Source organism: Finegoldia sp. (assembly GCF_046991905.1).
GTDB lineage: Bacteria > Bacillota > Clostridia > Tissierellales > Peptoniphilaceae > Finegoldia.
The window spans coordinates 73,340-94,196 of the sequence record NZ_JBKWZF010000004.1 but is presented as its reverse complement, the minus strand read 5'-3'; the positions used below and the strand labels follow the sequence as shown (position 1 = coordinate 94,196).

Below are 20,857 nucleotides of genomic sequence, written 5' to 3'. Positions count from 1 at the left end.
CAATTTTATACAAACTTATTATATATATTATATCACTGTATTTGGACAAATAAAAAACGGTGCAGACAAAATCTACACCGATACAATATCTTTATTGTTGAGATTTTTTCACGATTTCTTGTACAACTTCGTCCTTTTCAAAAGCTTCCGAAACTCTCTTGATATTTGGATATTCTTTCCAAGATTTTGGAGTCATTTCACTCCAACGAGTAAGAATATAAACGTAAGGATCTAATACTGTTTTCTTATTTTTGTAAACGTGATCGCCATCACCAATCAAACGGTCCAAATGAGTCATCATTTTATCGATAGTTTCAAATGATTTTTGTTTGATTTTATCAATCTCTGCTTCGTCAGTTGATGTTGTCAAGCCAGCTGGTACGAACAACGCTTCAAATGCTGGATGAAAATCTCCAGTCATAAAAGCCATGATTTCATCGAATTGGAACTTATCTTCAGGGCTTTCATCTGCTCCCAAATCTTTTTCAGGGTATTTGTTCAAAATGTAGCGAAGAATCGCTGCCAATTCGCTTCTCGCCCTTCCCTCTCCAATATCTAGTGCTGGAACTGCTCCCAACGGATTTATTTTTCTGTATTCATCTGTTCCAAGTTGTACCTTTTCTACTTCATAATCTGCTTTCGCCCATTCCAAAGCAATCCAGCAAGCAACAGCGCATGTGCCTGGTGCGTAATATAATTTCATAACATTCCTCCTTTTGTTTTACTGTAAATTGTATACCCTTTATTCTTTTTTAATAATCAAATTGATTGGGCAAATCATTGGGCAAATTTGAAAATTTGTGTGACAAATTTCTCGGATAAATTTTTGAAAATTCAAATTAATGTGCTATAATAATCACAGAGTGTTTAACACGAAGGGGTACACCACCGCGGGTGTAGGTTTCCTTCGTGTTATTTTTTTTAGGGGGTGAAATATGATTACTGTAAATTCTGTCAAATATCCATTCGAAGAAAATTCTTCTTTGAGAAAAGTTCTTGAAGATTTGAACTTCAATGTGGAGTTGACAGTTTGCGAAGTGAACAAAAACCTCGTCAAAAAAATCGACTACGATAATTTTATCGTCACTGATAACGACGAAATAGAGGTGTTTTCATTTGTTGGAGGAGGTTAAAATGCAGGAGATTTTTAAAAGACAAATCCCCGAACACACAGACATTTTCAGAAAATCCAAAATTCTGATCCTTGGCTGTGGTGGTTTGGGCACCAATTCATGCTTTTTGCTTGCAAAATCAGGCATTGGCACCATCAAAATCGTGGACTACGACACAGTTGAATATTCCAACTTAAACAGGCAAATCTACAGACCAACTGATGTCGGCAAGTACAAGGTCGATGCGTTCAAGGAAATTTGCGGTGAGTTTTTGCCATTTGCAAATATATCTGTTGAAAACATCAAAGTTACTGAAAGTAACATCGACGAATTGACCGACGGCTACGATATCGTAATCGAGGCGTTCGATGACGAATACGCAAAGTCATTGGTGTTGGAGCATTTTATCGGAACTGACAAAAAACTAATATCGGTGTCTGGAATTGGCGGCGTGAAAAAATTAGATATGAAAATTAAAAAAATGAACAACATTGTAGTTTGTGGCGATTTTGAAACGAAGACCGACATCGGTTTGTACTATCCAAACGTGATGATGGCGGCAAGCACACAAGCTATAATCGCACTTAATTGGTTATTGGAGGAAAATAATGGAAGATAAATTGATTTTGGGTGGCAAATCTTTTGACTCAAGATTTATACTTGGATCTGGAAAGTACGATCCCAACCTTATCAAAGCTTGCGTGGAATCTGCAGGCTGCGAGATGATTACTGTGGCACTTAGACGTGCAAATACAGACGATACGAAAAATATTTTGAATTTTATCCCAGAAAATGTGACGATAATTCCGAACACTTCTGGAGCGAGAAACGCCGACGAAGCGATTAGAATTGCAAGACTTGCGCGTGAAATGGGCTGCGGCAATTTCGTGAAAATAGAAATCATGCGTGACAGCAAGTACTTACTTCCAGACAACGTTGAAACGTTGAAAGCTACAAAAGTTTTGGCGGACGAAGGATTCGTCGTTATGCCTTATATGTATCCAGATTTGAACTTCGCTAGAGATTTGAAAGAGAGTGGTGCAAGTTGCATCATGCCATTAGGCTCTCCAATTGGATCCAACAAGGGACTTGCAACCAAAGATTTCATCCAAATCATCATCAACGAAATTGATTTGCCAGTGATTGTGGATGCAGGAATCGGCAAACCATCACAAGCATGCGAAGCCATGGAAATGGGCGCAAGTGCAATCATGGCGAACACTGCCATCGCTACAAGCGGCGACATCAACAAAATGGCAGAAGCTTTCGCACTAGCAATCAAAGCTGGAAGACTAGCTCACATCGCAAAACCAGGCAGAGTTTTGGAAACAGGCGCTGACCCATCATCTCCACTCAGAGATTTCTTCAAGTAGGCGACAAATGGAAGATTTCAAATATTTTAGCAATATGCAAGACATTCATTCGGACATTTGCGATAAATTATCCGAAAAATTATCCGAGGTAAAATCTGTAAATGTAACAGCTGATGATGTTAGAAGAACTTTGGGAAAAATAAAAAACAACGAAGCGTTGGACCATTTTGATTATTACAATATGTTAAGCGATGCTGCGATTGATTTTATAGAAGAATTGGGAGAAATCTCACAAAAACTAAGACTACAATATTTCGGAAACAACGTGTATTTGTTCAGCCCACTTTACATCGCAAATTATTGCGAAAACAGTTGCAAATACTGCGGATTCAGGGCGAAATCAGATATCGTCCGTGCTAAACTTACCATGGATGAAATAGAATCTGAAATGAAACAAATGAGACGCGAAAAAATCGAAGACATTTTGATTCTAACAGGTGAATCGCAAAAATACTCCTCAGTGGATTATATATGCGATGCCGTAAAATTGGCGAAGAAATACTTCCGTGTAGTTGGAGTTGAAGTGTATCCTACAAATGTCGAAGATTACAAGAAACTCCACGAAGCAGGTTGCGATTTCGTCACAGCTTTCCAAGAAACATACAACCCCACAAACTACAAATTCTACCACCCAACTGGACACAAATCTTGCTTTCCTTATCGATTGGACACGCAAGAACGTGCAATCATGGGAGGAATTCGTGGCGTAGGATTCGGGGCATTGTTCGGACTTTCTGATGGAATTGAAGACTGTTTTTGTTTGGGAATGCACGCAAATTTACTGCAAAAAAAATACCCACACGCAGAAATTAGCATATCATTTCCACGAATCAGGCCAACGAAAAACGAAGAAGATTTGAACATAAAAGAAGTTCCTGAGACAAAATTGATGCAATTTATAATCGCAACCAGAATCTTCTTACCATTCGCCCAAATCACAATCTCAACCAGAGAATCTAACGAGTTTCGTAACTTGTCACTATTAATGGGAGCTACCAAAATCTCCGCAAGCGTCGACACGGGAATAGGAAGACGTAATGATGAAAAAGATAAAGGCGACGAACAATTTTTAATCAACGACACACGAACAGTCGACCAAGTAGAACACGATTTGGCGAAGTACAACTTGTATCCTGTGTATAGCGACTACATTGATGTGTAGAAAACAATTGACAATCTATCACATTAACCATACACTTTAATTATAATTATTTTGAGGAGGGGTTTATTTGGACAGAAAAACTCACAAGCTTGTTCAATGTGCAGTGCTTGCTGCTTTGTGTTTCATCACGTTCACTTATTTACAAATCAAGGTGCCAGTTCCAGGTGGAGATTTCACATCGATCCATTTTGGTAATGTGTTCTTGGTTTTGGCGGCGCTTTTACTTGGCGGTCTTTACGGTGGACTTGCTGGTGCAATCGGAATGACTATCGCAGACATCATGGATCCTGTGTATATAATGGTCGCTCCGAAGACTTTCGTGTTGAAGTTGTGTATTGGTTTGATTGTGGGAGCAATCGCTCACAAATCCAAGAAAATCAACGAATCTAACGACAACAAATACATTTTGAAGTGGGCTGTTATCGCTTCATGTGCAGGGATGTTGTTCAATGTGTTCGCTGATCCATTTGTAGGTTATTTTTATAAATTATATGTCTTGGGTCAACCACAACAAATAGCATCTGCATTGGCGAAAATCAGTGCCGGTGTAACTTTCTTCAATGCTGTTGTGACTGTTATCGTTGCAAATATTTTGTACATGGCAGTACGTCCAGTGTTGAAACGCTCACATTTATTAGATTAAAAATGCGCCAGATTTTAATCTGACGCTATTTTTATTGACAGTTCAAATAAAAGATATTACAATTAAGTTAGAAAGTAGGAAATTCTAACTTGAGAGGTGATAATATGTTAGTTGAACTTAAAGCAAAGTCGCAAGTGACAATTCCAAAAGATATTGTGAATTCTCTTGATTTGAATCAAGGAGATCAATTCGAAGTTATGGAAGAAGATGGTAAGATTATTTTCGTCCCTGTAGCTGTATATCCAGAACGTGTGATTGAAAATTTAAAAAAATCCGTTAAAGAACTAAAAGTTTCGATTGAAAATGGCGACCAACCTATTTTTGACAATATTGATTCTCTTTTTGAAGAGTTGGACAAGTAATGAGCTATAAAATAACTTACACGAAATCATTTAAAAAGCACTACAAAAAATTATCTGATATCGAAAAAAAGCAAACTAAGAAAAAACTTTCATTTTTTATAGATAATCCAACACATCCTTCATTAAGAACTAAAAAAATCAAGGGAACTGATGGTTTGTGGGAATCTTCCGTGAACATGGATATAAGAATTATTTGGTATTACGAAGATAATGAGATGATTATTTTATTGGATATTGGTCATCACGATATTTTATTTGATTTTTGATTAAATTAAAAAATGCGTCAGATTTTACTCTGACGCTATTTTTGTCATTACCCTATCGCTATAAACACGATTGCTAGTATCAACGCTAATAATCCTACAAGGATGCATTTTCTACAAGTAGATATTCTTTTTAATATCATTTCTTTTTCTTTTTTGGTAAATTTTCTGTTGTTTTTTCTCATCAAAATCCTATCCAACGCTACTGGTTGACGATTATTTTGTGAGATAGTTTGCCACACTTTTTCGGAGTTGACGTTTTTTCTAATCTTGGCGATTGCCAATATTTTAGATATTGAATAAATTCCATAAATGAGTGCGATAGCAAATATTCCCAAGAACACGTACCCTACGATTTTCATTTTATCATCTCCTTTACGATTAGTATAAATGAGATTTCGATTTTACTCAACTAACTCGCATAGCTCTGAATGAATTCAAAATAGCAAGCACTGTAACTCCGACGTCTGCAAAGATTGCAGCCCACATATTTGTAAGTCCAAGTGCCGATAATATTAGCACGATTATTTTCACACCGATTGCAAAATACGCGTTTTGTTTTGCGATTTTGAGTGTTTTCTTTGAGATTTTGATTGCTTGGGCAATTTTCGTTAGCTCATCTGTCATGATTACGACATCGCTCGCTTCAATTGCCGCATCGCTTCCGATTTGTCCCATGGAAATTCCGACATCACTGAGTGCAAGCACTGGCGCATCGTTGATTCCGTCTCCTACGAATGCCACTTTTCTTCCCTTTTCTATCAAATCTTTTACAATTTCAACCTTATCTTGTGGAAGTAACTTGGATTTGTATTCGTCAATTTTGAGATTTTCTGCTACTGATTTGGCTACAGAATCATTATCACCAGTTAGCATGTATGTTTTTTTGATGCCGACATTTTTCATATCAACGATTGCTTGTGCGCTGTCTTGTTTGATTTCGTCGGCGATTCTAATATATCCCGCAAATTTTCCATCAATTGCAACGTAGACAACAGTGTCTGTAGTGTCAATCGATTCAAATTCAACATCTTTTAAAAGCTTAGCATTTCCTGCTAGGATATGTTTGCCATTTATCACAGCTTGTATCCCTTGGCCTGCGATATTTTCTGCAGATTCCAAGTTCAAATATTCTTTGTCCCCATAATAATCAATAATCGATTGTGCGATTGGATGGTTGGATGATTTCTCAGCACTCGCAACGTATTTCATCATTTCTTCATCTGAAAATCCAACTGATTTCGCTTCGACAACTTTGAACACACCTTGTGTCAATGTTCCAGTTTTATCCATAACAACAGTGTCTGTTTCTGCTAACTTTTCGATGTAGTTACTTCCTTTAACCAAAATCCCAGCCTTGCTGCTCGCACCAATCCCTGAGAAAAAGCTCAACGGAATGCTGATTACAAGTGCGCAAGGACACGAAATTACAAGGAATGTCAACGCACGATACAACCACACTTGGAAAGGTTGTTTCAATATCAAAGGCATCAATATCGCAAGTGCTGCTGCGACCAATACTACAACAGGAGTGTATACTCTTGCAAATTTCGTGATGAATTTTTCTTGTTTACTTTTTTGGCTGGATGCATTTTCCACCAAATCCAAAATCTTCGTCACTGCAGAATTTTCAAAATCCTTCGTAACTTTCGCATTCAAAACCTTGTCCATCACGATGTATCCAGACAATAGTTCCTCGCCTTTTGCGACAGTAATTGGAACACTTTCTCCAGTCAACGCCTTCGTGTCAACCATAGAGCTTCCATCTACTACCACGCAGTCCAACGGAACTTTCTCGCCCGGTTTGACTACGATAATATCTCCCACATTCACATCGTAAGGATCCACCTTATCGTAACCATCTTCCGTTTTCAAATTCGCAAAAGTCGGTGCAATGTCCATCAATTCCTTGATAGAATCACGAGATTTCCCAACGGCCTTGTCTTGGAAAATCTCCCCGATTTGATAAAAAAGCATAACAGCAACACCTTCGGCGTATTCTCCAACGAAAAACGCACCCACAGTTGCAATCATCATCAGGAAATGTTCGTCAAATAACTGACCGTTTTTCAAATTCAAAAACGCTAACTTTATTACTGGAATTCCTACAATCAGATAACTCACAGCGAAAGCCGCAAGTCTTGCGTATGGTTGTTTGATAAAAAATCCGATTACAAAAAATATCGCCGAAGCTATCGTTAATTTTATTTCTCTGTTCATTATTTTACTTCAACGTAAGGCTCAATTGATTTGATGATGTCCTTTGCTTGATTCAACACAGAATCAAACTTGTCATCTTCTACATCCAATACCATTTTTGTAGTGATAAAATTCACAGTAACAGAATTTACTCCGTCCAATTCCTTGATTTTCTCTTCCATTTTTGCTGCACAATTTGCACATCCCAAATTTTCTAATGTATATCTTCTTTTCATAACTTTCTCCTTTTTTTATTTTTCTAAATTATTTCTCGTCATTCTTGCACGTGTACTATCGCAATGTCGAAGATTTCTTTCACATGATCATCCGAAATCGAATAATACACAACTTTTCCTTGACGTCTAGTCTTCACAATGTTGCTTTGTTTCAACACTCTCAATTGGTGGCTAATTGCAGATTGGCTCATATTCATCACAGCTGCAATGTCGCACACGCACAACTCTCCACTTTCCAACGCCATCAAAATCTTCACCCTCGTCTGATCTCCGAAAATTTTGAACATATCGGACAAATCGGCGATCAATTCGTCATCTGGAAGCTCATTGATAGCTTTCTTTACATTATCCTCGTGAATTAGCGTTACTTCACATTTTTCGTCGTTTAATTTATCTATGCCTCTCACATCCTTTATATGAACGTATGAATACTTGTTCATTTGTTAATATGATAATATCATTTTATTTTTAGTTTGTCAATAAAAAAAGAGAGATTTTATAAAAAAATCTCTCCTATATTTAAATCTTCAATTGTTCCGTCGTTGTATTTTACATTCAAGCTAAAATCGTCATTGATATTCATTGCAGTAGCTGGAATATAATCTCCGTTTTTGTGTACTTTGATTTCATTACCAATAAACGTGGCTTTCTTTCGATATTTTTCAACCAAACTATCCCTATCCTCGCTCCAAAATTCTAGGAAATTCTGCATTATTTTTATGACCAATTCTTCTCTTTTGTCTGAGTCTTTTTTCTCTGTGATAAATCCAGCCGTATCTTTGATATCTTCTGGAAAATCCGTTTGGTAGACGTTAATTCCGACACCAACCACAATATCGTGGCAGATATTTTTCTCCACCTTGCATTCTGTGAGTATGCCACAGATTTTCTTACCGTCAAGCAGAATATCATTGACCCATTTTATAGACGTATTCACGCCGAAAATTTCGTCAATTGCATAGCTTACGGCAATTCCCATAATTGGTGTGATGAATTGCGATTGTTGGAATGTCATTTCTTCATTCAACAAATACGAAAAATACAATCCATTTTCAGGCGAGAAGAATTTCCTTCCGTAGCGTCCCTTACCCTTCGATTGAAAAAATGCAATCATCAACGTATCGTTTTGCTTTTCATTCAGAATTTCATCATTTGTTGAAGTGACTTCCTTTTTAAAAATCACCTTATTTATTCCAGTTTGTTCTTTGATTTTTTCCGTATCCATTAACCTTCATCCCATCTATCCCATTTTTTACGTTCTTTTTTGTTCATTTCCTTGTCGTCATCTTCTAGTCTTTGCTTCAAAACAGCGATAATTTCATCCTTTTTATCTGGAATTACAGATGTCACAGCCACTGCCTTAGTCTTGTGAGTTCCATTGTAGATGCATCTTATATTCAAATTTTCCACAAGCATTATCTCCTCAATGATTTGCTGTCTGATGGACACTCTTTTGAAATCGTGATTTCTCACGTTTTCTACAAGCTTTGCATTCTTGAACAAAACCAAATTCACAACAACAATTTCAAACGGATTCACCTTGTTCAGAAACTCTGCAGTCTTCATTATATGTTCACATGAATGTGCTTCTCCACCAAGGCCAAGCATAATGTAGACAGAATATTTTATTCCCAAATTATCGAGCCTGTGAAGAGCCGTCAATTGTTCTTGTGATGTGACACCTTTTTTATGATAAGAAAGCACCCAATCGCTTCCCGACTCAATCCCAATGCAAATACGATCAAGCCCCAGATTTTTAAGTTCCAACAATTCATCGTCAGTTTTTCTGAGAATATCATCACTTCTGGAAAAACACGACACGTACTTCATACTTGGGAAATTCTTTTTGATTTCTTTCAAAATCTCCGTCAAATAATCATTCTTCAAACACAAAGCATTACCTTCCAATAACGTGAACTTTTTCGGAGTAAACCTCTTGTCTTCGTAAAAATCTTTTCTATCACGTATATATTTTTTCACATCTTCAATGTCAAAAACCTTGAATTTTTTCCCTACATTCAAATCACAATAAATACATTTACCATAAGAACAACCAACCGTTACAGGAATCATTTCATTGTGCATTTCGGGCATCGGAGTGTACATATATCTATCGTAAAATCCGTCAATCATTTAACCACCTTTGTTTGATATTTTACAAGTATTATAACACAATTTGTGTTTTAGATTTATTTGTACTATCCAATTTCAGCCAAATAAAAAACCGGACACTAAGTGTCCGGCAAATTTTCAACTAATACTCCAAGTTAGGCATATCTGATTTGGAATCGTCCATTTCCAGATATTGTTCAGCTCTGTATCCTAACACCGAAGCCACCAAAGAACTTGGGAATTGTTTAACTTTTCTGTTATAAATAGTAACAGTGTCATTAAATACCATTCTCGATGTTCTTACTGTGTTTTCGTATTTATTTATACTTTGCATTGTTTCCTTGTAAGTTTCTGAAGCCTTTAAATCAGGATAGTTTTCTGCTAATGCGTTAATTCTTCCCGACAGATTTCTTAGGATTTCTTCATTATTTTCGATTCCTTTGACATCGTTTGATGATTGTCTCTTAGATATAACTTCCATCAAAGTTTTATATTCGTATTCGGAATAACTTTTTGTCGCCTTTGCAAGTTCTGTCAAAGCGTCAAATCTTGATTGTTGGCTTACTTTGATTTGTGAAAAAGCATTAGCGATATTTTCCTTAGTCATTACAAGACTTCTCTGAGTTGCAATAAAATATACAGCAATTATCACAACTAATGCAATCAATATTCCTAGTGTTACCATAATTTCCTCCTTAAAACTTATCTTCCGCCGCCGCCAGATCCGCCGCCTGAGAATCCGCCACCGCCGCCAATTGATGCTCCACCACCATATCCAGCACTTGATTGTGAGTTTGCAATTGCACTACTGTAAGTGTTATTTGAAAAGTGGTTTAGATACCAATAACTTGTGTAAATATCTCTATCGAAACTTCCGAACGTGTAATCTGGATAAAACTTTTTGAACTGTCTCAAAGTCTCTTCGCCCTTTCCAAACAACGTCGCGCCTATTAAAACCTCATCCCATAACGCTACTTCTATCGGTTCACGCTCATTAATCAGAGTAAAATCTTTTAAAAATCTCTCAAAAGCAGGAATTAACGCTGCCTCCTTAAGTCCTTTTTGAGTGTATGAATATTTTCTGAACATTCCGCGTGAATTTTCAATATATTCATTATCTAATAAAAACTTATTTCCATCTTTTTCAATAGATTTAATAACTCTTTCGAGGAAATCATCGTCATCCTTCAGAAAATCCTTATATTCTTTTTCAGTCAGAGTCACATCATCTCCTGATGCTTCTTGTAAACTTGAAAATAACAATTGTTCGTAATCGCTATTGAACTCAGGTTCTTTGAGAATCTGTATATTATATTTTTCGATATCTCTGCGTAATATGGCTGACTTTTCATGTGAAGTTGTAAAATCAATATTGCCATCTCTTAACCACACCAAAAGCGTTGCAGACAAAATATTTTCAACCATATTTTCTTTTCCATTATATGCATAAAAATTTGCCATTAAATTCTTTTCAAAAGGAATCTCCCTGTGATATTGTGGGTTTTTTCTATCAACTTTGCCGACATTTTTGATATTCTTGTTCCTATTTGGATTAACTATCGCAAATATTCCTAAAGATACACCAATTACGCCCATTACAGCAGTAAATACACCAAAAATTTTATCAATAGTGCTTGTAGGAGTTCCGCCTTTATCGTAAACTCCACCGTTCTTGTAATCATCATACGAATAATCAGACCCTTCAAAAGCCTTATTAACCAAAGTATCAATGCTCTTGTTCGAAGTATGATTTGGGCTAATAATTCCCTTATTCAAGGATAACATAATGTTCATATAGTTAGATGAATCAAATTTTTTTGCTTTGGCAACAATCTTGCCATTTTCTAAATTGACATTACCATCATAACCAAATCCCCACACCTTAGCATTATCCTTGTTTAATTTCCCATCATATAGGCTAATCTTCAAACTAACCTTATCAGGCGAAGGATCCATCTGATCATTTACAAATCTTATATTAAAACCATCATAATCATTAAAAGATGTCACAGCATTTTTAAATTTATAACGAATCGTGTAAGTCTTATCCTTAAACTCAGTCTTACCAAAGCATAATTCAATACCATCTGACGTCTGATTTATCCCGTATTTTCTAGCTTTTTCGCTAAAATTCGAATCCACATTCCACGGATTCATACGTTCATACGGACCCTTTTCATCGGAAACCGTAAAATCCTCAATCTGCATATGATTTAGATTTTGCATAGGAATAAAAAATTCCGTACCAGAATCTGGATTAGCCTTCCACACCTGCGTAATAGAAATAGAACCATCCTTTTCTATCACAGCATTAGTATCGATAGAATCTATAGAATCAGCAAGAGAAACCTTAGATGTCATAAGCATTATAAGAAACGCAATTATTAAAATTCCCCTTAACCTTAATCTCTTCATCTAACACCTCCTCTTTATTATTATATAATTACCCAAATATTCAAAAGTTATATAAAAAACTTGTAAAATTTACTTAATACTCAATAAATCGTATTATCAAAGTTTACACAAAAAAAGAGCTCTGCTAAGAGCTCTCATTATATCAAACTATTTTACTTCTTCAGCGCTTTCCCATAAACCGTGGATATTGCAATAACTTAATGCGAATACTTTACCTGGTTTAGTAGATTTTACATAAGCGTGAGCGTGTGGTTTAGTGAACACTTCGCCTTCGCCGTGAGCACTTGCTTGGTAAGAAGCTACTTCTACTGGGAATTTTTCTCCTTCTGGTTGGAAGAATACTTTAATCCATGCAATGTGGTGTTCGAAAGTGTTTGGGTGTTCGATTTCTTCACCTACGATTGCGCATACTTTAAATCCGTCGTCTTTTTTATCAATATGAATAACTGGAACGTGTTTTTCAGCTTTCCAATCTCCAGATTGAACTGTTTCTGTTAATTTAGCCATTAATATTACCCCCTATAAAATTTCTTACAGAGTATTTATACCCCAATTACATTAAACTAATCATTAATTACATCTGGGTTTAGTTCTTCAAGTTGGTTAATGTTTTTATTCAAAAGCATCATCACGCAAATGATAAGAAGAATAGTTCCACAAATTACAAATAACAGTCCAATTCCTCTGCCATTTCCAACTCCAATTATCTTCCCGATAAAAGTTTCAGATAATTTGCCGCCCTTTACCAAAAGTGGGTTGAACACATTATCAGCCAAAAATCCAGCCAAAATAATAGCTATAGGTGTGATAATCTTCATTAGACAATCTACCAGTGAGCCCACTCTTCCAAGCATTTTAGTCTCTATTTTCAATTGCATCAGTGAACCGAAAGTTCCATTAGCATAAGGAGTAGGAATCATAAATAAGAAAAATCCCACAGCAATAACAATCCAGCTGTAATTTATCCCCATTACTATCAATCCAATTGAACAAATTATAAGACTCAAAAAAATCGATCTTACTTTGTTTTTTTCGCTTGGAATTGCGCCAGAAATTACTCCACCTAACACCATTGCAATTCCCGACACAGAATTCACAAGCCCGTAAATTTTTGTGTCATAATTACTCATTACCAACGGACCAACCAAAACCATAGCTATGTTTGCCACAAAATTCAATATTGAAAACACAACTATTATTTGAATAAATCCTTGCTTTTGTTTCAACACTTCAAAAGCTATTTTCAAATCACTAACAATTGTCTTGGTGAAGTTAGATTCCTTAACTTCTTCGATTTCTTGCTCGATTTTTTGTGGTAAAATCGTCAAAATAGCGACGAAGAAAGTTACAAAATCAATCGCAAACAATCCCGTAAGTCCTATAAATGGAAATAACGCACCTGCAATCAACGGAGCAAGCATATTTTGAATCGCCCTGATAAGTTGCATAAAACCATTTGCCCTTGGAATATCCTTCTTCTCAACCAAAAGTGGAATTGTCGCATTAAATGCAGGATTTTGAAATGTACCCAAAGTTTGCGACAAGAATGTCAATGGATACACCATCCACACTTTCATACCTCCCGTCGCAAGTAAAATCATAAGTATAACTTTAAGTACAGCATCGAGCGAATCGGTTAACACTATAATATGTTTTCGTTGTTTTCTGTCTGCCATCGATCCTGCAAAAGGAGCAAATATAATTCCTGGCAAAATTTGAACTAAAAATGTCATCGCAAAAGTCGTGGCGCTTTTTGTCATCATGAAAATCCACAACGATAATCCAAATGATGAAATCCCCGACCCAAGCATCGACACAAATTGCCCAAACCATACCACCATAAATCTTTTAAATTTTTCGTTCATTAGAATCCCCTATACTGTAATTTCGTTCTTGCTTTTTTCATAAAATGATACGCCACAACATATAAAAGTATCAAATTCAACACAATTTTCTTCATATCCGCTTGATTTCCCACAATTATTTTTCTGATTTCTTGTGTTATTGTGAGTTTGTATCCAAATATCAAAAACGCTGTTGTGATAAATCCAGTAAATGATGCGACTCTTTCGTAAATTAATGTAAGTGCCATGAACAAGAAGAACACACCATACATTAGAATTAATGAAAAGATTATCGCTAGTATTAAATTAGGCTTGAATTGTATTATCCCATTCAATCCATTTCCCGATAAAAATATTACAATCGAAAATAAAATCGCAGCTTTTACTAACCAAACGATGCTTCTTTTGAAATAAATCATTACAATGCTAGTTCTAGATGAAATCATATTAATCAGCCCGTCGCTTTTGATTTCAAATTCTATGGATTTAACGAGTTCAAATAACACTGTTTGCAACAAATACCATATCAAAAAATATGTGAATGATTCGTTGTTCCAATTGTCCGTTGATTTTAGCATAAAAGAAACGCCCGCAAGCATGATAATATCCGATATTAGCTTTGAGAAATATTCGATTTTATAGTTTTTGTTTTCGTCGATGTATTTTCGTAATTCTCCGTATTTATATCCCATACAAATTACCTCTTTTCATGCTTGTTTGAATGTTTTTGTCGTATGAAATTTTGACCAAAACGGACAATACAACAGCTTGTATCAAAAGCTGTATTATCAAATCATATCTCACATTATTCAGTTGTAATTGTGTGAAGATTTCACGAGCGTTGTTAAATGGGAATATCATTTTATTAATAAGTACAAGTGCTTTGTTGTTGACTTTTACGGTAATATCTCCGAAAAACAACATATATGTTTCAGCCAATGCCACAAAACTTCCAAGTCTTTTATATAATAATGTGAAGCTTGATAAGAAAGTGCCCAATTGATAAAGTATGAATACAGACACAACCATCACCAAAATTATTATAGGAATGTGGTTGAATTTCGAATAATCAAAGTCTACTGATACAAATATCAGTGTGAATATCACTATTACTTTTATCGTATTCATCAAACATTCCACTAAATTTCTGTACAAAACTACAGATAGTATCCCCGTTTTTGATTGGACAATTGATATCAGTGTTCTGTCTGTTATTTCGTTTTGTATCAAAAACGTTGGTGATTCAATCGCATAAGTAGCATAATACCACAATATCATCATCAAAAACACGATTTCTTTTTCTTTTACAAACAGCCCATCTATGATGAAAAGTGCCATCAAAAGCACTGCGATGTTTGCAAATATGACGTTGAATTTGTATTTTTTGATTTCTGAGAAATCTCTGTTAAATTCCAATAACAATTTACTAAACATTTGAAATCACCCTGAAGTACACATCTTCTGCATTTAAAGATTCTTTTCTCATGCTTATTATGTCACAGTTTTTCAGTAGAAATTCCTTCTCATCTTCATCGTAAACTGACAGTATAATTGAATTGTCGGTAAATTCGTATTTCGTTTTCTTCAAATTATCTAGTAGATTTCTGTTGGTGTTTTCTATTTCAATGATGTCTTTTTGTAAGTCTTTTGAATCAAACAACTGTTTTGATGGTTTATCCAGTACGATTTTCCCTTCATTTATTAGAATTAATCTGGAGTTGATGTTTTTCATAAATGATAGGTCGTGACTTGTGAAGATGACTGTCTTTTGGTCTTCAACTGCTATTTTGTGTAGGAAATTCAAAAGAATATTCATGCTATTGATGTCCAATCCATTGGTAGGTTCATCTAGGCAAATTATGTCTGGATTGGTTAGAAGTGTCACTATGAGCGAAAGTTTTTGACGATTTCCTTGGGATAATTCGGAGACTTTTTTGTCCTTGAACTCTGTAAAATCGAGTTTGTCCATCAAATTATTCACTTCATTTTCATTGTAATTAACGTGGTTTAGTCCGAGAAAATACATAATGTTTTCAGTGGCTGTTAAATAATCGTAATATCCTCCACCACTTTCGAGCACAAGTTTGGTGTGTTCTCTGATTTTAGAATTTTTGTTGGATATATTATCAACCATACATTCTCCTTGGTCTTGGTACAATAATCCACACAAAATCTTAATTAGTGTGCTTTTACCGGATCCATTTTTCCCTATAATTGAAACTATTTCGCCCTTTTCTATTTGCAAATTCTCAACGTCAAGTACAGTATTTCCGTCGAATGATTTTTTAATATTATTAAATTGTATATACATTTGTTGCCTCTTATCTATGTAAATTGGCACCAAAACGGTGCCAATTTTATATTATTTGTCGTATTTTTCGATGTCATCGATTACTTTGCCGATGTATTCGATGGTGTCTTTGAGTGGTTTATCTGTTGTGATGTCTACTCCTGCAGCTTTTGCAATTCCGACAGAATCTTCTGTGGAGCCTAATGCCAATGCTTTAAGCCATCTGTCTGCTGCTGGTTTTCCTTCTTCTACAATCATTTTGGATACTTGTGTTCCGATTGTTAGTCCTGCGGAGTAAGTGTATGGATACAATCCCATGTAGTAGTGAGGTTGTCTCATCCATGTCAATTCTGATCCTTCGTTGATTTCAACGTCTTCTCCCCAGAATTTTTGTAGTGTTTCTTTGAAGATTCTTGACAAATCATCTGCTGTGAATCCTTCTTTCTTATCGATTAATTTGTACACTTCTCTTTGGTAGTATCCTTCGATGAAGTGTGTGACGAAGTTGTGGAAGTAGGTTCTGGAGATTATTTGTCCGCACAAATATCTTCTTTCTTGGTCAGTTGTTGCTTTTTCTAGCAAGTATCTACTCATGATGAGTTCGTTTGTTGTGGATGGTGATTCCACGAAGTACATTGATGGATCGTTGTCCAACACGTTTTGTGTTTTTTGTGAGATGTAGGATTGTCCTGCATGTCCCAATTCGTGCGACAATACGATGGCTTCTGTTAGTTTGCCAGTCCAAGATATCAACACGTATGGGTGTGCCAAGAATGGAGATGCGCAGAATGCTCCTGTTGATTTTCCGAATGTGTTTACGAAATCAATCCATTTTTCGTCAAATGCACGATCTAGCATTTTGGAATAATCTTCACCTAGGATTGATAATCCGTCTTTGACCAAATTCCTCGCATCTTCTACTGAAATGTTTTTGGAGAATGAGTTTTCCACATCTAGCTTCAAGTCCATGAATGTAACTTTGTCCAAATCGTATTCTTTTTTAATGATTTGGGCGTATTTTCTCATGTGTTTAGGAAGTTCTTGCATGATTACATCTAGTTGTCTGTCGTACAATTCACGAGAAATGTTTTGTCTGTCTAACAAGAAATCTATCACTGAATCGTATCCTCTTAGTTCACTTTCTGCCTTTTCTGCTTGGCAATGTGATAGATAAATCATAGCTGTTGTGTTTTTGTATTTGGCTAGTTCGTTGTAGAACACTTCGTATGATTTTCTTCTCAAATCTGTGTCAGGGTCGTTGTCGTAAACTCCTTCGAACAAATTGTAAGTCATTTCGTATTTTTTGCCATTTACTTCGAAATCAGGGAATGTAATGTCGTGAATTTTCGTTGTGTTGTAGATTTCGTAGAATGAGCTGAATGTTTGTGAGAATTTGCTTATAGCATTTTCCACTTCTTTGGATAAGATGTGTTCTTTTTTCTTCAACAAATCGTCGATGTATCTTGTGTTGTTGGTGTCGTTTTTCACTTCTTCAAGTGTTTGTTCGTCAACTTGTACAAGTTCTGTTTCAAAAAAGCTCATTTTGTTTTCGATGTCTGCGATTTTTGTAAATGTAGCCATGGCTCTTTTTTGGGATTTTTCGTTGTGGCCGTCTGCTTCTACATCAAGTGATGCGTAGTGTGCGATGCGATCGATGTTAGCCACGATGTCTCTGTAATCGTCCATGGCATTTTTGATGATGTCTGCTGATTTGAGTTTGTTTTCGTAATTTTTCTTGAAATCATCTGCCATCAAATCAATTGTCTTCACTGCTTTTTCGAATTCTTCTTCTGTTTTATATAATGCAGATAAATCCCACATGTATTGTGGGTCTGCTTCTTCTCTTTTGCAATATTTTAGTATATCCATTAGATTGCCCAGTTTCCTTCCTTAAATACTTCTACTTCTTTGCCATCAGCTGTAGTTCCAACGATTCTCATATCTTCAGAACCAACCATGAAATCGACGTGAATCAATGAATCGTTGATTCCATTTTTCTTCAATTCATCTTCATTCATGTCTACTCCTCCTTCTACGCAAGTTGGATAAGCTTGACCGAATGCAAGGTGACATGATGCATTTTCGTCGTACAATGTTTTGATGAATGTAACGTTTGATTTGGAAATTGGTGATTCATAAGGAACAAGTGCCACTTCTCCCAAATATTTTCCATTTTCATCAGTATCAAACATATTCTTCAAAGTTTCCTTGCCAACTTCTGCATCGAAATCCACAACTTTTCCATCTTTAAATTCAAATCTCATCTTGTCGATAGTGTTGCCACCGTAATTCAAAGGCTTAGTGCTGTACACAACGCCGTTTACCTTGTCTTTGTGAGGTGCTGTGAACACTTCTTCTGTTGGAATGTTTGGTACGAAATCATTTCCGTAATTATCTGTGGATTGTGCAGCTATCCACACGTGTCCTTTTGGAAGTTCGATTGTCAAATCAGTTCCCAATGAATTTGTGTAGTGAAGCTTCACGAATTGATGCTTGTTCATAAACTCTGCGTGTTTGTTCATTGTATCCAAATGTTCATCCCACGCTTTGATAGGATCTTCTGTGTCAGAACGAGTTGCCTTGAAGATTTGATCCCACAATTTTTCCACAGCTTCTTCTTCTGAAAGTTCTGGGAATACTCTCTTCGCCCAGCCAACACTTGGAGCTGCTACAACACACCAGCTGTTGATGTCGTTCATTGTGTATTTTTGAATTGGCTTCATCTTTTCAGCAGAAACCTTGGATCTCATTTGAACTCTGTCAGCATCCACGCCCTTCAAATTTTCAGGATCTTGGCAAGATACAGATATTACCCCTGCCTTTTTTTCAAAATAGTATTTGGATTTTTCAACGATAAAATCTGGAAAGTCCTTCAATGCTTCCTCTGATGCGTTTTCGTAGTACATTCTGTTGATTTCATCGTCATTCCATTCCATGATAACTTCGCTGCAGCCTTTTTCGTAAGCGTATTTTACCAAAAGTCTTGCAAAGTCAGCTCTTTCAACTGCACAACGAATTACAAGTGGTCTATCGTTTGCATTGATTCCTTTTTCGATAATTAATCTTGCGTAATTGTTTAGTTTTTTGTCAAAATTTTCCATATTATTCCTCCTCGTATCACTAATAATATTATATGGTTTTCCCAATAATTTTTCAATTTTATAAAAATAAAATATTTGTAAAATACGTAAAAACACTGGATTTTAATTGACTTTACATACCCCATATACTAAAATCTAAATATAAATGAAAGGATGAATTTATGATTAAATACGCAATTTTTGATATGGATGGAACTTTGATTAACTCCATGTACAAATGGAACAGAGTTATACTAGATTACATGAAAAATTTGGGAATAACACCAGACGATGATTTTATCAAGAAAATCAAAACTAAAACACTTTTGACATCCATAGATTATATTCACGAAACTTTTGACATCAAAAAAACCACAGACGATGGTTTGAACTTTATATATTACACAATTAGAAATGGATATATGAACGAATTTGATTTGAAACCGGGTGTTGTGGATATGCTCGAAAAACTAAAATCAATGGGAATTAAAATGTGTGTTGCAACAGCCACAGAAGACCACTTGGCAATTCCTGCTCTTGAAAAGCAAGGGATATTGGATTATTTTGAATTCGTGCAAACTTGTAAATCCGTAGGTTACCACAAATACGAAGAAGAATACTGGAATAATGCACTGGAAAAATTGGGCTCAAGTGTGGATAACACGATTGTATTTGAAGATGCGTTGTACTGCATCGATACGGTCGACAAAATGGGATTTAAAGTCGTGGGAATAACTGACGAATCCACTGTCAATGATTATGATATAATAGATGAAAAAGTGGACCAATACATCGAATCCTACGATGATTTGGACTACGATTTGTTTAAATAGGAGATTGTATGAATAAAATAATTTACATGTTCATATTGTCCATGCTTCCTGTTTTGGAAATCAGAGGGTCGATGATTTACGCATTGGCGAACAACATTAACCCTGCATTAGCGTTCTTCTTGTCTGTTATCGGAAACATCTTGCCGATACCATTTTTGATTTTGTTGACACAAAAAGTCCTACAATGGTTGGATACAATCGACACTTTCAAACCATTTGTGGATTGGATTAACAAAAAAGCACAAGAAAAAAGCAAGACAATCGACAAGTACGGAAGACTGGGACTCTACATTTTGGTGGCGATTCCACTTCCTGGAACAGGAGCTTGGACTGGCGCATTGGTGGCATCATTCTTGGGATTAACTCCCAAAAAAAGCATGCTTCCAATAACTTTGGGAGTAATAACAGCGGGAATCATCGTCATGCTTTCTACAATGGGAGTGTTAAATGTAATTAAGTAAGGTGTGAAATCTCGCACCTTTTTTTTGTTTTGGGGTATAATAATATCAAAGAGAGGTGTACTACAAATGAAAAAGAAAAAGTTTTCAATAGTCAAAATGCTACTAATATGTCTTGTAGTTTTTGTAGCTATAAAATGGATTATAGCTGTTCCCGTTCAAAGACATTACGGATACAAAAAGTTGTACAAATACATGGAAGTTCAAGGGATAAAAAAAGATAACATAAAAGAGATAACATCTTTTAAAGACTATCTGGAAGGTTCTTATGATTACAAAGTTAAATTAAAAGATCCTGAAGGATACTCAATTAACTATATTTATACTCATTATAAAGAAATCATGGTGTATTCAATAGAATACAATTTAAATGGCAAATATAAGTCATTAGATGTCAATGAAAGAAAAAAATTCAAATACCCTCCTTTGCCTTTTGATTGGGAAGATAATTTACCAGATAACAAATAATTCAACA

Annotated in this window: 26 protein-coding genes; 10 read left to right on the top strand and 16 right to left on the bottom strand. The window is 35.6% G+C overall.

The genetic code is table 11. The features are described from left to right. Nucleotides 1-91: 91 nt before the first annotated feature. A complete protein-coding gene (locus ACLUJM_RS03370) occupies nucleotides 92-703 on the bottom strand; it encodes a glutathione S-transferase family protein (protein WP_412412141.1) in 612 nt (203 codons plus the stop codon). A 232-nt stretch (nucleotides 704-935) separates the two neighbouring features. Between ACLUJM_RS03370 and thiS the strand changes: the two genes are divergently transcribed. The 7 genes from thiS to ACLUJM_RS03335 all read left to right on the top strand — a co-directional run bounded on the left by thiS (nucleotide 936) and on the right by ACLUJM_RS03335 (nucleotide 4,918). Continuing rightward, entirely contained in the window at nucleotides 936-1,133 is a 198-nt protein-coding gene (gene thiS, locus ACLUJM_RS03365) for a sulfur carrier protein ThiS (protein ID WP_002835868.1), read from the top strand. 1 nt (nucleotide 1,134) lies between these two features. Continuing rightward, nucleotides 1,135-1,731: a sulfur carrier protein ThiS adenylyltransferase ThiF gene (thiF, locus tag ACLUJM_RS03360; protein WP_154255021.1), complete on the top strand. Its 597-nt coding sequence runs from the start codon at nucleotides 1,135-1,137 to the stop codon at nucleotides 1,729-1,731. After that, nucleotides 1,721-2,485, top strand: coding sequence for a thiazole synthase (locus ACLUJM_RS03355; RefSeq protein ID WP_278731915.1), 765 nt, complete (start codon nucleotides 1,721-1,723; stop codon nucleotides 2,483-2,485). Before thiF ends, ACLUJM_RS03355 begins: the two co-directional genes overlap by 11 nt. 7 nt (nucleotides 2,486-2,492) lie before the next feature. Beyond that, nucleotides 2,493-3,647: a 2-iminoacetate synthase ThiH gene (gene thiH, locus ACLUJM_RS03350; RefSeq protein ID WP_412412140.1), complete on the top strand. Its 1,155-nt coding sequence runs from the start codon at nucleotides 2,493-2,495 to the stop codon at nucleotides 3,645-3,647. A 67-nt stretch (nucleotides 3,648-3,714) separates the two neighbouring features. Then, nucleotides 3,715-4,290, top strand: a complete 576-nt coding sequence (locus ACLUJM_RS03345) for an ECF transporter S component (RefSeq protein WP_094206621.1) — start codon at nucleotides 3,715-3,717, stop codon at nucleotides 4,288-4,290. Between the two features lie 104 nt (nucleotides 4,291-4,394). Beyond that, complete coding sequence (locus ACLUJM_RS03340; protein ID WP_094203161.1) at nucleotides 4,395-4,652, top strand: AbrB/MazE/SpoVT family DNA-binding domain-containing protein; 258 nt, start codon at nucleotides 4,395-4,397, stop codon at nucleotides 4,650-4,652. Then, the gene (locus ACLUJM_RS03335; RefSeq protein WP_094207915.1) at nucleotides 4,652-4,918 is read left to right on the top strand and encodes a type II toxin-antitoxin system YafQ family toxin; all 267 of its coding nucleotides are present in this window, start codon (nucleotides 4,652-4,654) and stop codon (nucleotides 4,916-4,918) included. Before ACLUJM_RS03340 ends, ACLUJM_RS03335 begins: the two co-directional genes overlap by 1 nt. 47 nt (nucleotides 4,919-4,965) lie before the next feature. On the opposite strand, the gene ACLUJM_RS03330 is transcribed toward ACLUJM_RS03335, so the two are convergent. From ACLUJM_RS03330 to ACLUJM_RS03260, 15 genes are all read right to left on the bottom strand, one after another. Next, the gene (locus tag ACLUJM_RS03330) at nucleotides 4,966-5,277 is read right to left on the bottom strand and encodes a hypothetical protein (RefSeq protein WP_002835878.1); all 312 of its coding nucleotides are present in this window, start codon (nucleotides 5,275-5,277) and stop codon (nucleotides 4,966-4,968) included. Nucleotides 5,278-5,323: 46 nt separating this feature from the next. After that, nucleotides 5,324-7,135: a heavy metal translocating P-type ATPase gene (locus ACLUJM_RS03325; protein WP_412412138.1), complete on the bottom strand. Its 1,812-nt coding sequence runs from the start codon at nucleotides 7,133-7,135 to the stop codon at nucleotides 5,324-5,326. Next, a complete protein-coding gene (locus ACLUJM_RS03320; protein ID WP_094224112.1) occupies nucleotides 7,135-7,350 on the bottom strand; it encodes a cation transporter in 216 nt (71 codons plus the stop codon). Before ACLUJM_RS03320 ends, ACLUJM_RS03325 begins: the two co-directional genes overlap by 1 nt. A 38-nt stretch (nucleotides 7,351-7,388) precedes the next feature. Further along, nucleotides 7,389-7,790, bottom strand: a complete 402-nt coding sequence (locus ACLUJM_RS03315; protein WP_094209289.1) for an ArsR/SmtB family transcription factor — start codon at nucleotides 7,788-7,790, stop codon at nucleotides 7,389-7,391. A 56-nt stretch (nucleotides 7,791-7,846) separates the two neighbouring features. Continuing rightward, a complete protein-coding gene (locus ACLUJM_RS03310) occupies nucleotides 7,847-8,575 on the bottom strand; it encodes a biotin--[acetyl-CoA-carboxylase] ligase (RefSeq protein ID WP_102164662.1) in 729 nt (242 codons plus the stop codon). Beyond that, nucleotides 8,575-9,483, bottom strand: coding sequence for a radical SAM protein (locus tag ACLUJM_RS03305; RefSeq protein ID WP_412412136.1), 909 nt, complete (start codon nucleotides 9,481-9,483; stop codon nucleotides 8,575-8,577). The genes ACLUJM_RS03310 and ACLUJM_RS03305 overlap by 1 nt, the downstream gene beginning before the upstream one ends. A 121-nt stretch (nucleotides 9,484-9,604) precedes the next feature. Continuing rightward, nucleotides 9,605-10,147 carry a LemA family protein gene (locus tag ACLUJM_RS03300; RefSeq protein ID WP_102164660.1) on the bottom strand — a complete coding sequence of 181 codons (543 nt, stop codon included), beginning with the start codon at nucleotides 10,145-10,147 and terminating at the stop codon, nucleotides 9,605-9,607. A 17-nt stretch (nucleotides 10,148-10,164) separates the two neighbouring features. Further along, nucleotides 10,165-11,877 (bottom strand): DUF2207 family protein, encoded by a 1,713-nt coding sequence (locus tag ACLUJM_RS03295; RefSeq protein ID WP_412412135.1) that lies wholly within the window; start codon nucleotides 11,875-11,877, stop codon nucleotides 10,165-10,167. Between the two features lie 147 nt (nucleotides 11,878-12,024). Further along, the gene (locus ACLUJM_RS03290) at nucleotides 12,025-12,384 is read right to left on the bottom strand and encodes a desulfoferrodoxin family protein (protein ID WP_102164657.1); all 360 of its coding nucleotides are present in this window, start codon (nucleotides 12,382-12,384) and stop codon (nucleotides 12,025-12,027) included. 56 nt (nucleotides 12,385-12,440) lie between these two features. Continuing rightward, nucleotides 12,441-13,742, bottom strand: a complete 1,302-nt coding sequence (locus ACLUJM_RS03285) for an MFS transporter (RefSeq protein WP_316095279.1) — start codon at nucleotides 13,740-13,742, stop codon at nucleotides 12,441-12,443. Then, nucleotides 13,742-14,413: an antibiotic ABC transporter permease gene (locus ACLUJM_RS03280; protein WP_294685440.1), complete on the bottom strand. Its 672-nt coding sequence runs from the start codon at nucleotides 14,411-14,413 to the stop codon at nucleotides 13,742-13,744. The genes ACLUJM_RS03285 and ACLUJM_RS03280 overlap by 1 nt, the downstream gene beginning before the upstream one ends. Then, nucleotides 14,403-15,155, bottom strand: coding sequence for an antibiotic ABC transporter permease (locus tag ACLUJM_RS03275; protein ID WP_154255037.1), 753 nt, complete (start codon nucleotides 15,153-15,155; stop codon nucleotides 14,403-14,405). The genes ACLUJM_RS03280 and ACLUJM_RS03275 overlap by 11 nt, the downstream gene beginning before the upstream one ends. Next, the gene (locus ACLUJM_RS03270; RefSeq protein ID WP_035109362.1) at nucleotides 15,148-16,032 is read right to left on the bottom strand and encodes an ABC transporter ATP-binding protein; all 885 of its coding nucleotides are present in this window, start codon (nucleotides 16,030-16,032) and stop codon (nucleotides 15,148-15,150) included. The genes ACLUJM_RS03275 and ACLUJM_RS03270 overlap by 8 nt, the downstream gene beginning before the upstream one ends. A 51-nt stretch (nucleotides 16,033-16,083) precedes the next feature. Further along, nucleotides 16,084-17,880, bottom strand: coding sequence for an oligoendopeptidase F (gene pepF / locus ACLUJM_RS03265; RefSeq protein WP_102164652.1), 1,797 nt, complete (start codon nucleotides 17,878-17,880; stop codon nucleotides 16,084-16,086). Continuing rightward, complete coding sequence (locus ACLUJM_RS03260) at nucleotides 17,880-19,112, bottom strand: aminopeptidase (RefSeq protein WP_412412133.1); 1,233 nt, start codon at nucleotides 19,110-19,112, stop codon at nucleotides 17,880-17,882. The genes pepF and ACLUJM_RS03260 overlap by 1 nt, the downstream gene beginning before the upstream one ends. A 161-nt stretch (nucleotides 19,113-19,273) precedes the next feature. On the opposite strand from ACLUJM_RS03260, the gene ACLUJM_RS03255 reads away from it, so the two are divergent. From ACLUJM_RS03255 to ACLUJM_RS03245, 3 genes are all read left to right on the top strand, one after another. Further along, the gene (locus tag ACLUJM_RS03255; RefSeq protein ID WP_412412132.1) at nucleotides 19,274-19,924 is read left to right on the top strand and encodes an HAD family hydrolase; all 651 of its coding nucleotides are present in this window, start codon (nucleotides 19,274-19,276) and stop codon (nucleotides 19,922-19,924) included. Between the two features lie 8 nt (nucleotides 19,925-19,932). After that, nucleotides 19,933-20,385: a COG2426 family protein gene (locus ACLUJM_RS03250; RefSeq protein ID WP_002835895.1), complete on the top strand. Its 453-nt coding sequence runs from the start codon at nucleotides 19,933-19,935 to the stop codon at nucleotides 20,383-20,385. Between the two features lie 66 nt (nucleotides 20,386-20,451). Next, complete coding sequence (locus tag ACLUJM_RS03245; RefSeq protein ID WP_102164649.1) at nucleotides 20,452-20,850, top strand: DUF3139 domain-containing protein; 399 nt, start codon at nucleotides 20,452-20,454, stop codon at nucleotides 20,848-20,850. Nucleotides 20,851-20,857: the final 7 nt, after the last annotated feature.

Coding starts and splice junctions, on each gene's coding strand:
- ACLUJM_RS03370 (WP_412412141.1), bottom strand. CDS start 703: ATGAAATTATATTACGCACCAGGCACATGCGCTGTTGCTTGCTGGATT.
- thiS (WP_002835868.1), top strand. CDS start 936: ATGATTACTGTAAATTCTGTCAAATATCCATTCGAAGAAAATTCTTCT.
- thiF (WP_154255021.1), top strand. CDS start 1,135: ATGCAGGAGATTTTTAAAAGACAAATCCCCGAACACACAGACATTTTC.
- ACLUJM_RS03355 (WP_278731915.1), top strand. CDS start 1,721: ATGGAAGATAAATTGATTTTGGGTGGCAAATCTTTTGACTCAAGATTT.
- thiH (WP_412412140.1), top strand. CDS start 2,493: ATGGAAGATTTCAAATATTTTAGCAATATGCAAGACATTCATTCGGAC.
- ACLUJM_RS03340 (WP_094203161.1), top strand. CDS start 4,395: ATGTTAGTTGAACTTAAAGCAAAGTCGCAAGTGACAATTCCAAAAGAT.
- ACLUJM_RS03335 (WP_094207915.1), top strand. CDS start 4,652: ATGAGCTATAAAATAACTTACACGAAATCATTTAAAAAGCACTACAAA.
- ACLUJM_RS03330 (WP_002835878.1), bottom strand. CDS start 5,277: ATGAAAATCGTAGGGTACGTGTTCTTGGGAATATTTGCTATCGCACTC.
- ACLUJM_RS03325 (WP_412412138.1), bottom strand. CDS start 7,135: ATGAACAGAGAAATAAAATTAACGATAGCTTCGGCGATATTTTTTGTA.
- ACLUJM_RS03320 (WP_094224112.1), bottom strand. CDS start 7,350: ATGAAAAGAAGATATACATTAGAAAATTTGGGATGTGCAAATTGTGCA.
- ACLUJM_RS03315 (WP_094209289.1), bottom strand. CDS start 7,790: ATGAACAAGTATTCATACGTTCATATAAAGGATGTGAGAGGCATAGAT.
- ACLUJM_RS03310 (WP_102164662.1), bottom strand. CDS start 8,575: ATGGATACGGAAAAAATCAAAGAACAAACTGGAATAAATAAGGTGATT.
- ACLUJM_RS03305 (WP_412412136.1), bottom strand. CDS start 9,483: ATGATTGACGGATTTTACGATAGATATATGTACACTCCGATGCCCGAA.
- ACLUJM_RS03300 (WP_102164660.1), bottom strand. CDS start 10,147: ATGGTAACACTAGGAATATTGATTGCATTAGTTGTGATAATTGCTGTA.
- ACLUJM_RS03295 (WP_412412135.1), bottom strand. CDS start 11,877: ATGAAGAGATTAAGGTTAAGGGGAATTTTAATAATTGCGTTTCTTATA.
- ACLUJM_RS03290 (WP_102164657.1), bottom strand. CDS start 12,384: ATGGCTAAATTAACAGAAACAGTTCAATCTGGAGATTGGAAAGCTGAA.
- ACLUJM_RS03285 (WP_316095279.1), bottom strand. CDS start 13,742: ATGAACGAAAAATTTAAAAGATTTATGGTGGTATGGTTTGGGCAATTT.
- ACLUJM_RS03280 (WP_294685440.1), bottom strand. CDS start 14,413: ATGGGATATAAATACGGAGAATTACGAAAATACATCGACGAAAACAAA.
- ACLUJM_RS03275 (WP_154255037.1), bottom strand. CDS start 15,155: ATGTTTAGTAAATTGTTATTGGAATTTAACAGAGATTTCTCAGAAATC.
- ACLUJM_RS03270 (WP_035109362.1), bottom strand. CDS start 16,032: ATGTATATACAATTTAATAATATTAAAAAATCATTCGACGGAAATACT.
- pepF (WP_102164652.1), bottom strand. CDS start 17,880: ATGGATATACTAAAATATTGCAAAAGAGAAGAAGCAGACCCACAATAC.
- ACLUJM_RS03260 (WP_412412133.1), bottom strand. CDS start 19,112: ATGGAAAATTTTGACAAAAAACTAAACAATTACGCAAGATTAATTATC.
- ACLUJM_RS03255 (WP_412412132.1), top strand. CDS start 19,274: ATGATTAAATACGCAATTTTTGATATGGATGGAACTTTGATTAACTCC.
- ACLUJM_RS03250 (WP_002835895.1), top strand. CDS start 19,933: ATGAATAAAATAATTTACATGTTCATATTGTCCATGCTTCCTGTTTTG.
- ACLUJM_RS03245 (WP_102164649.1), top strand. CDS start 20,452: ATGAAAAAGAAAAAGTTTTCAATAGTCAAAATGCTACTAATATGTCTT.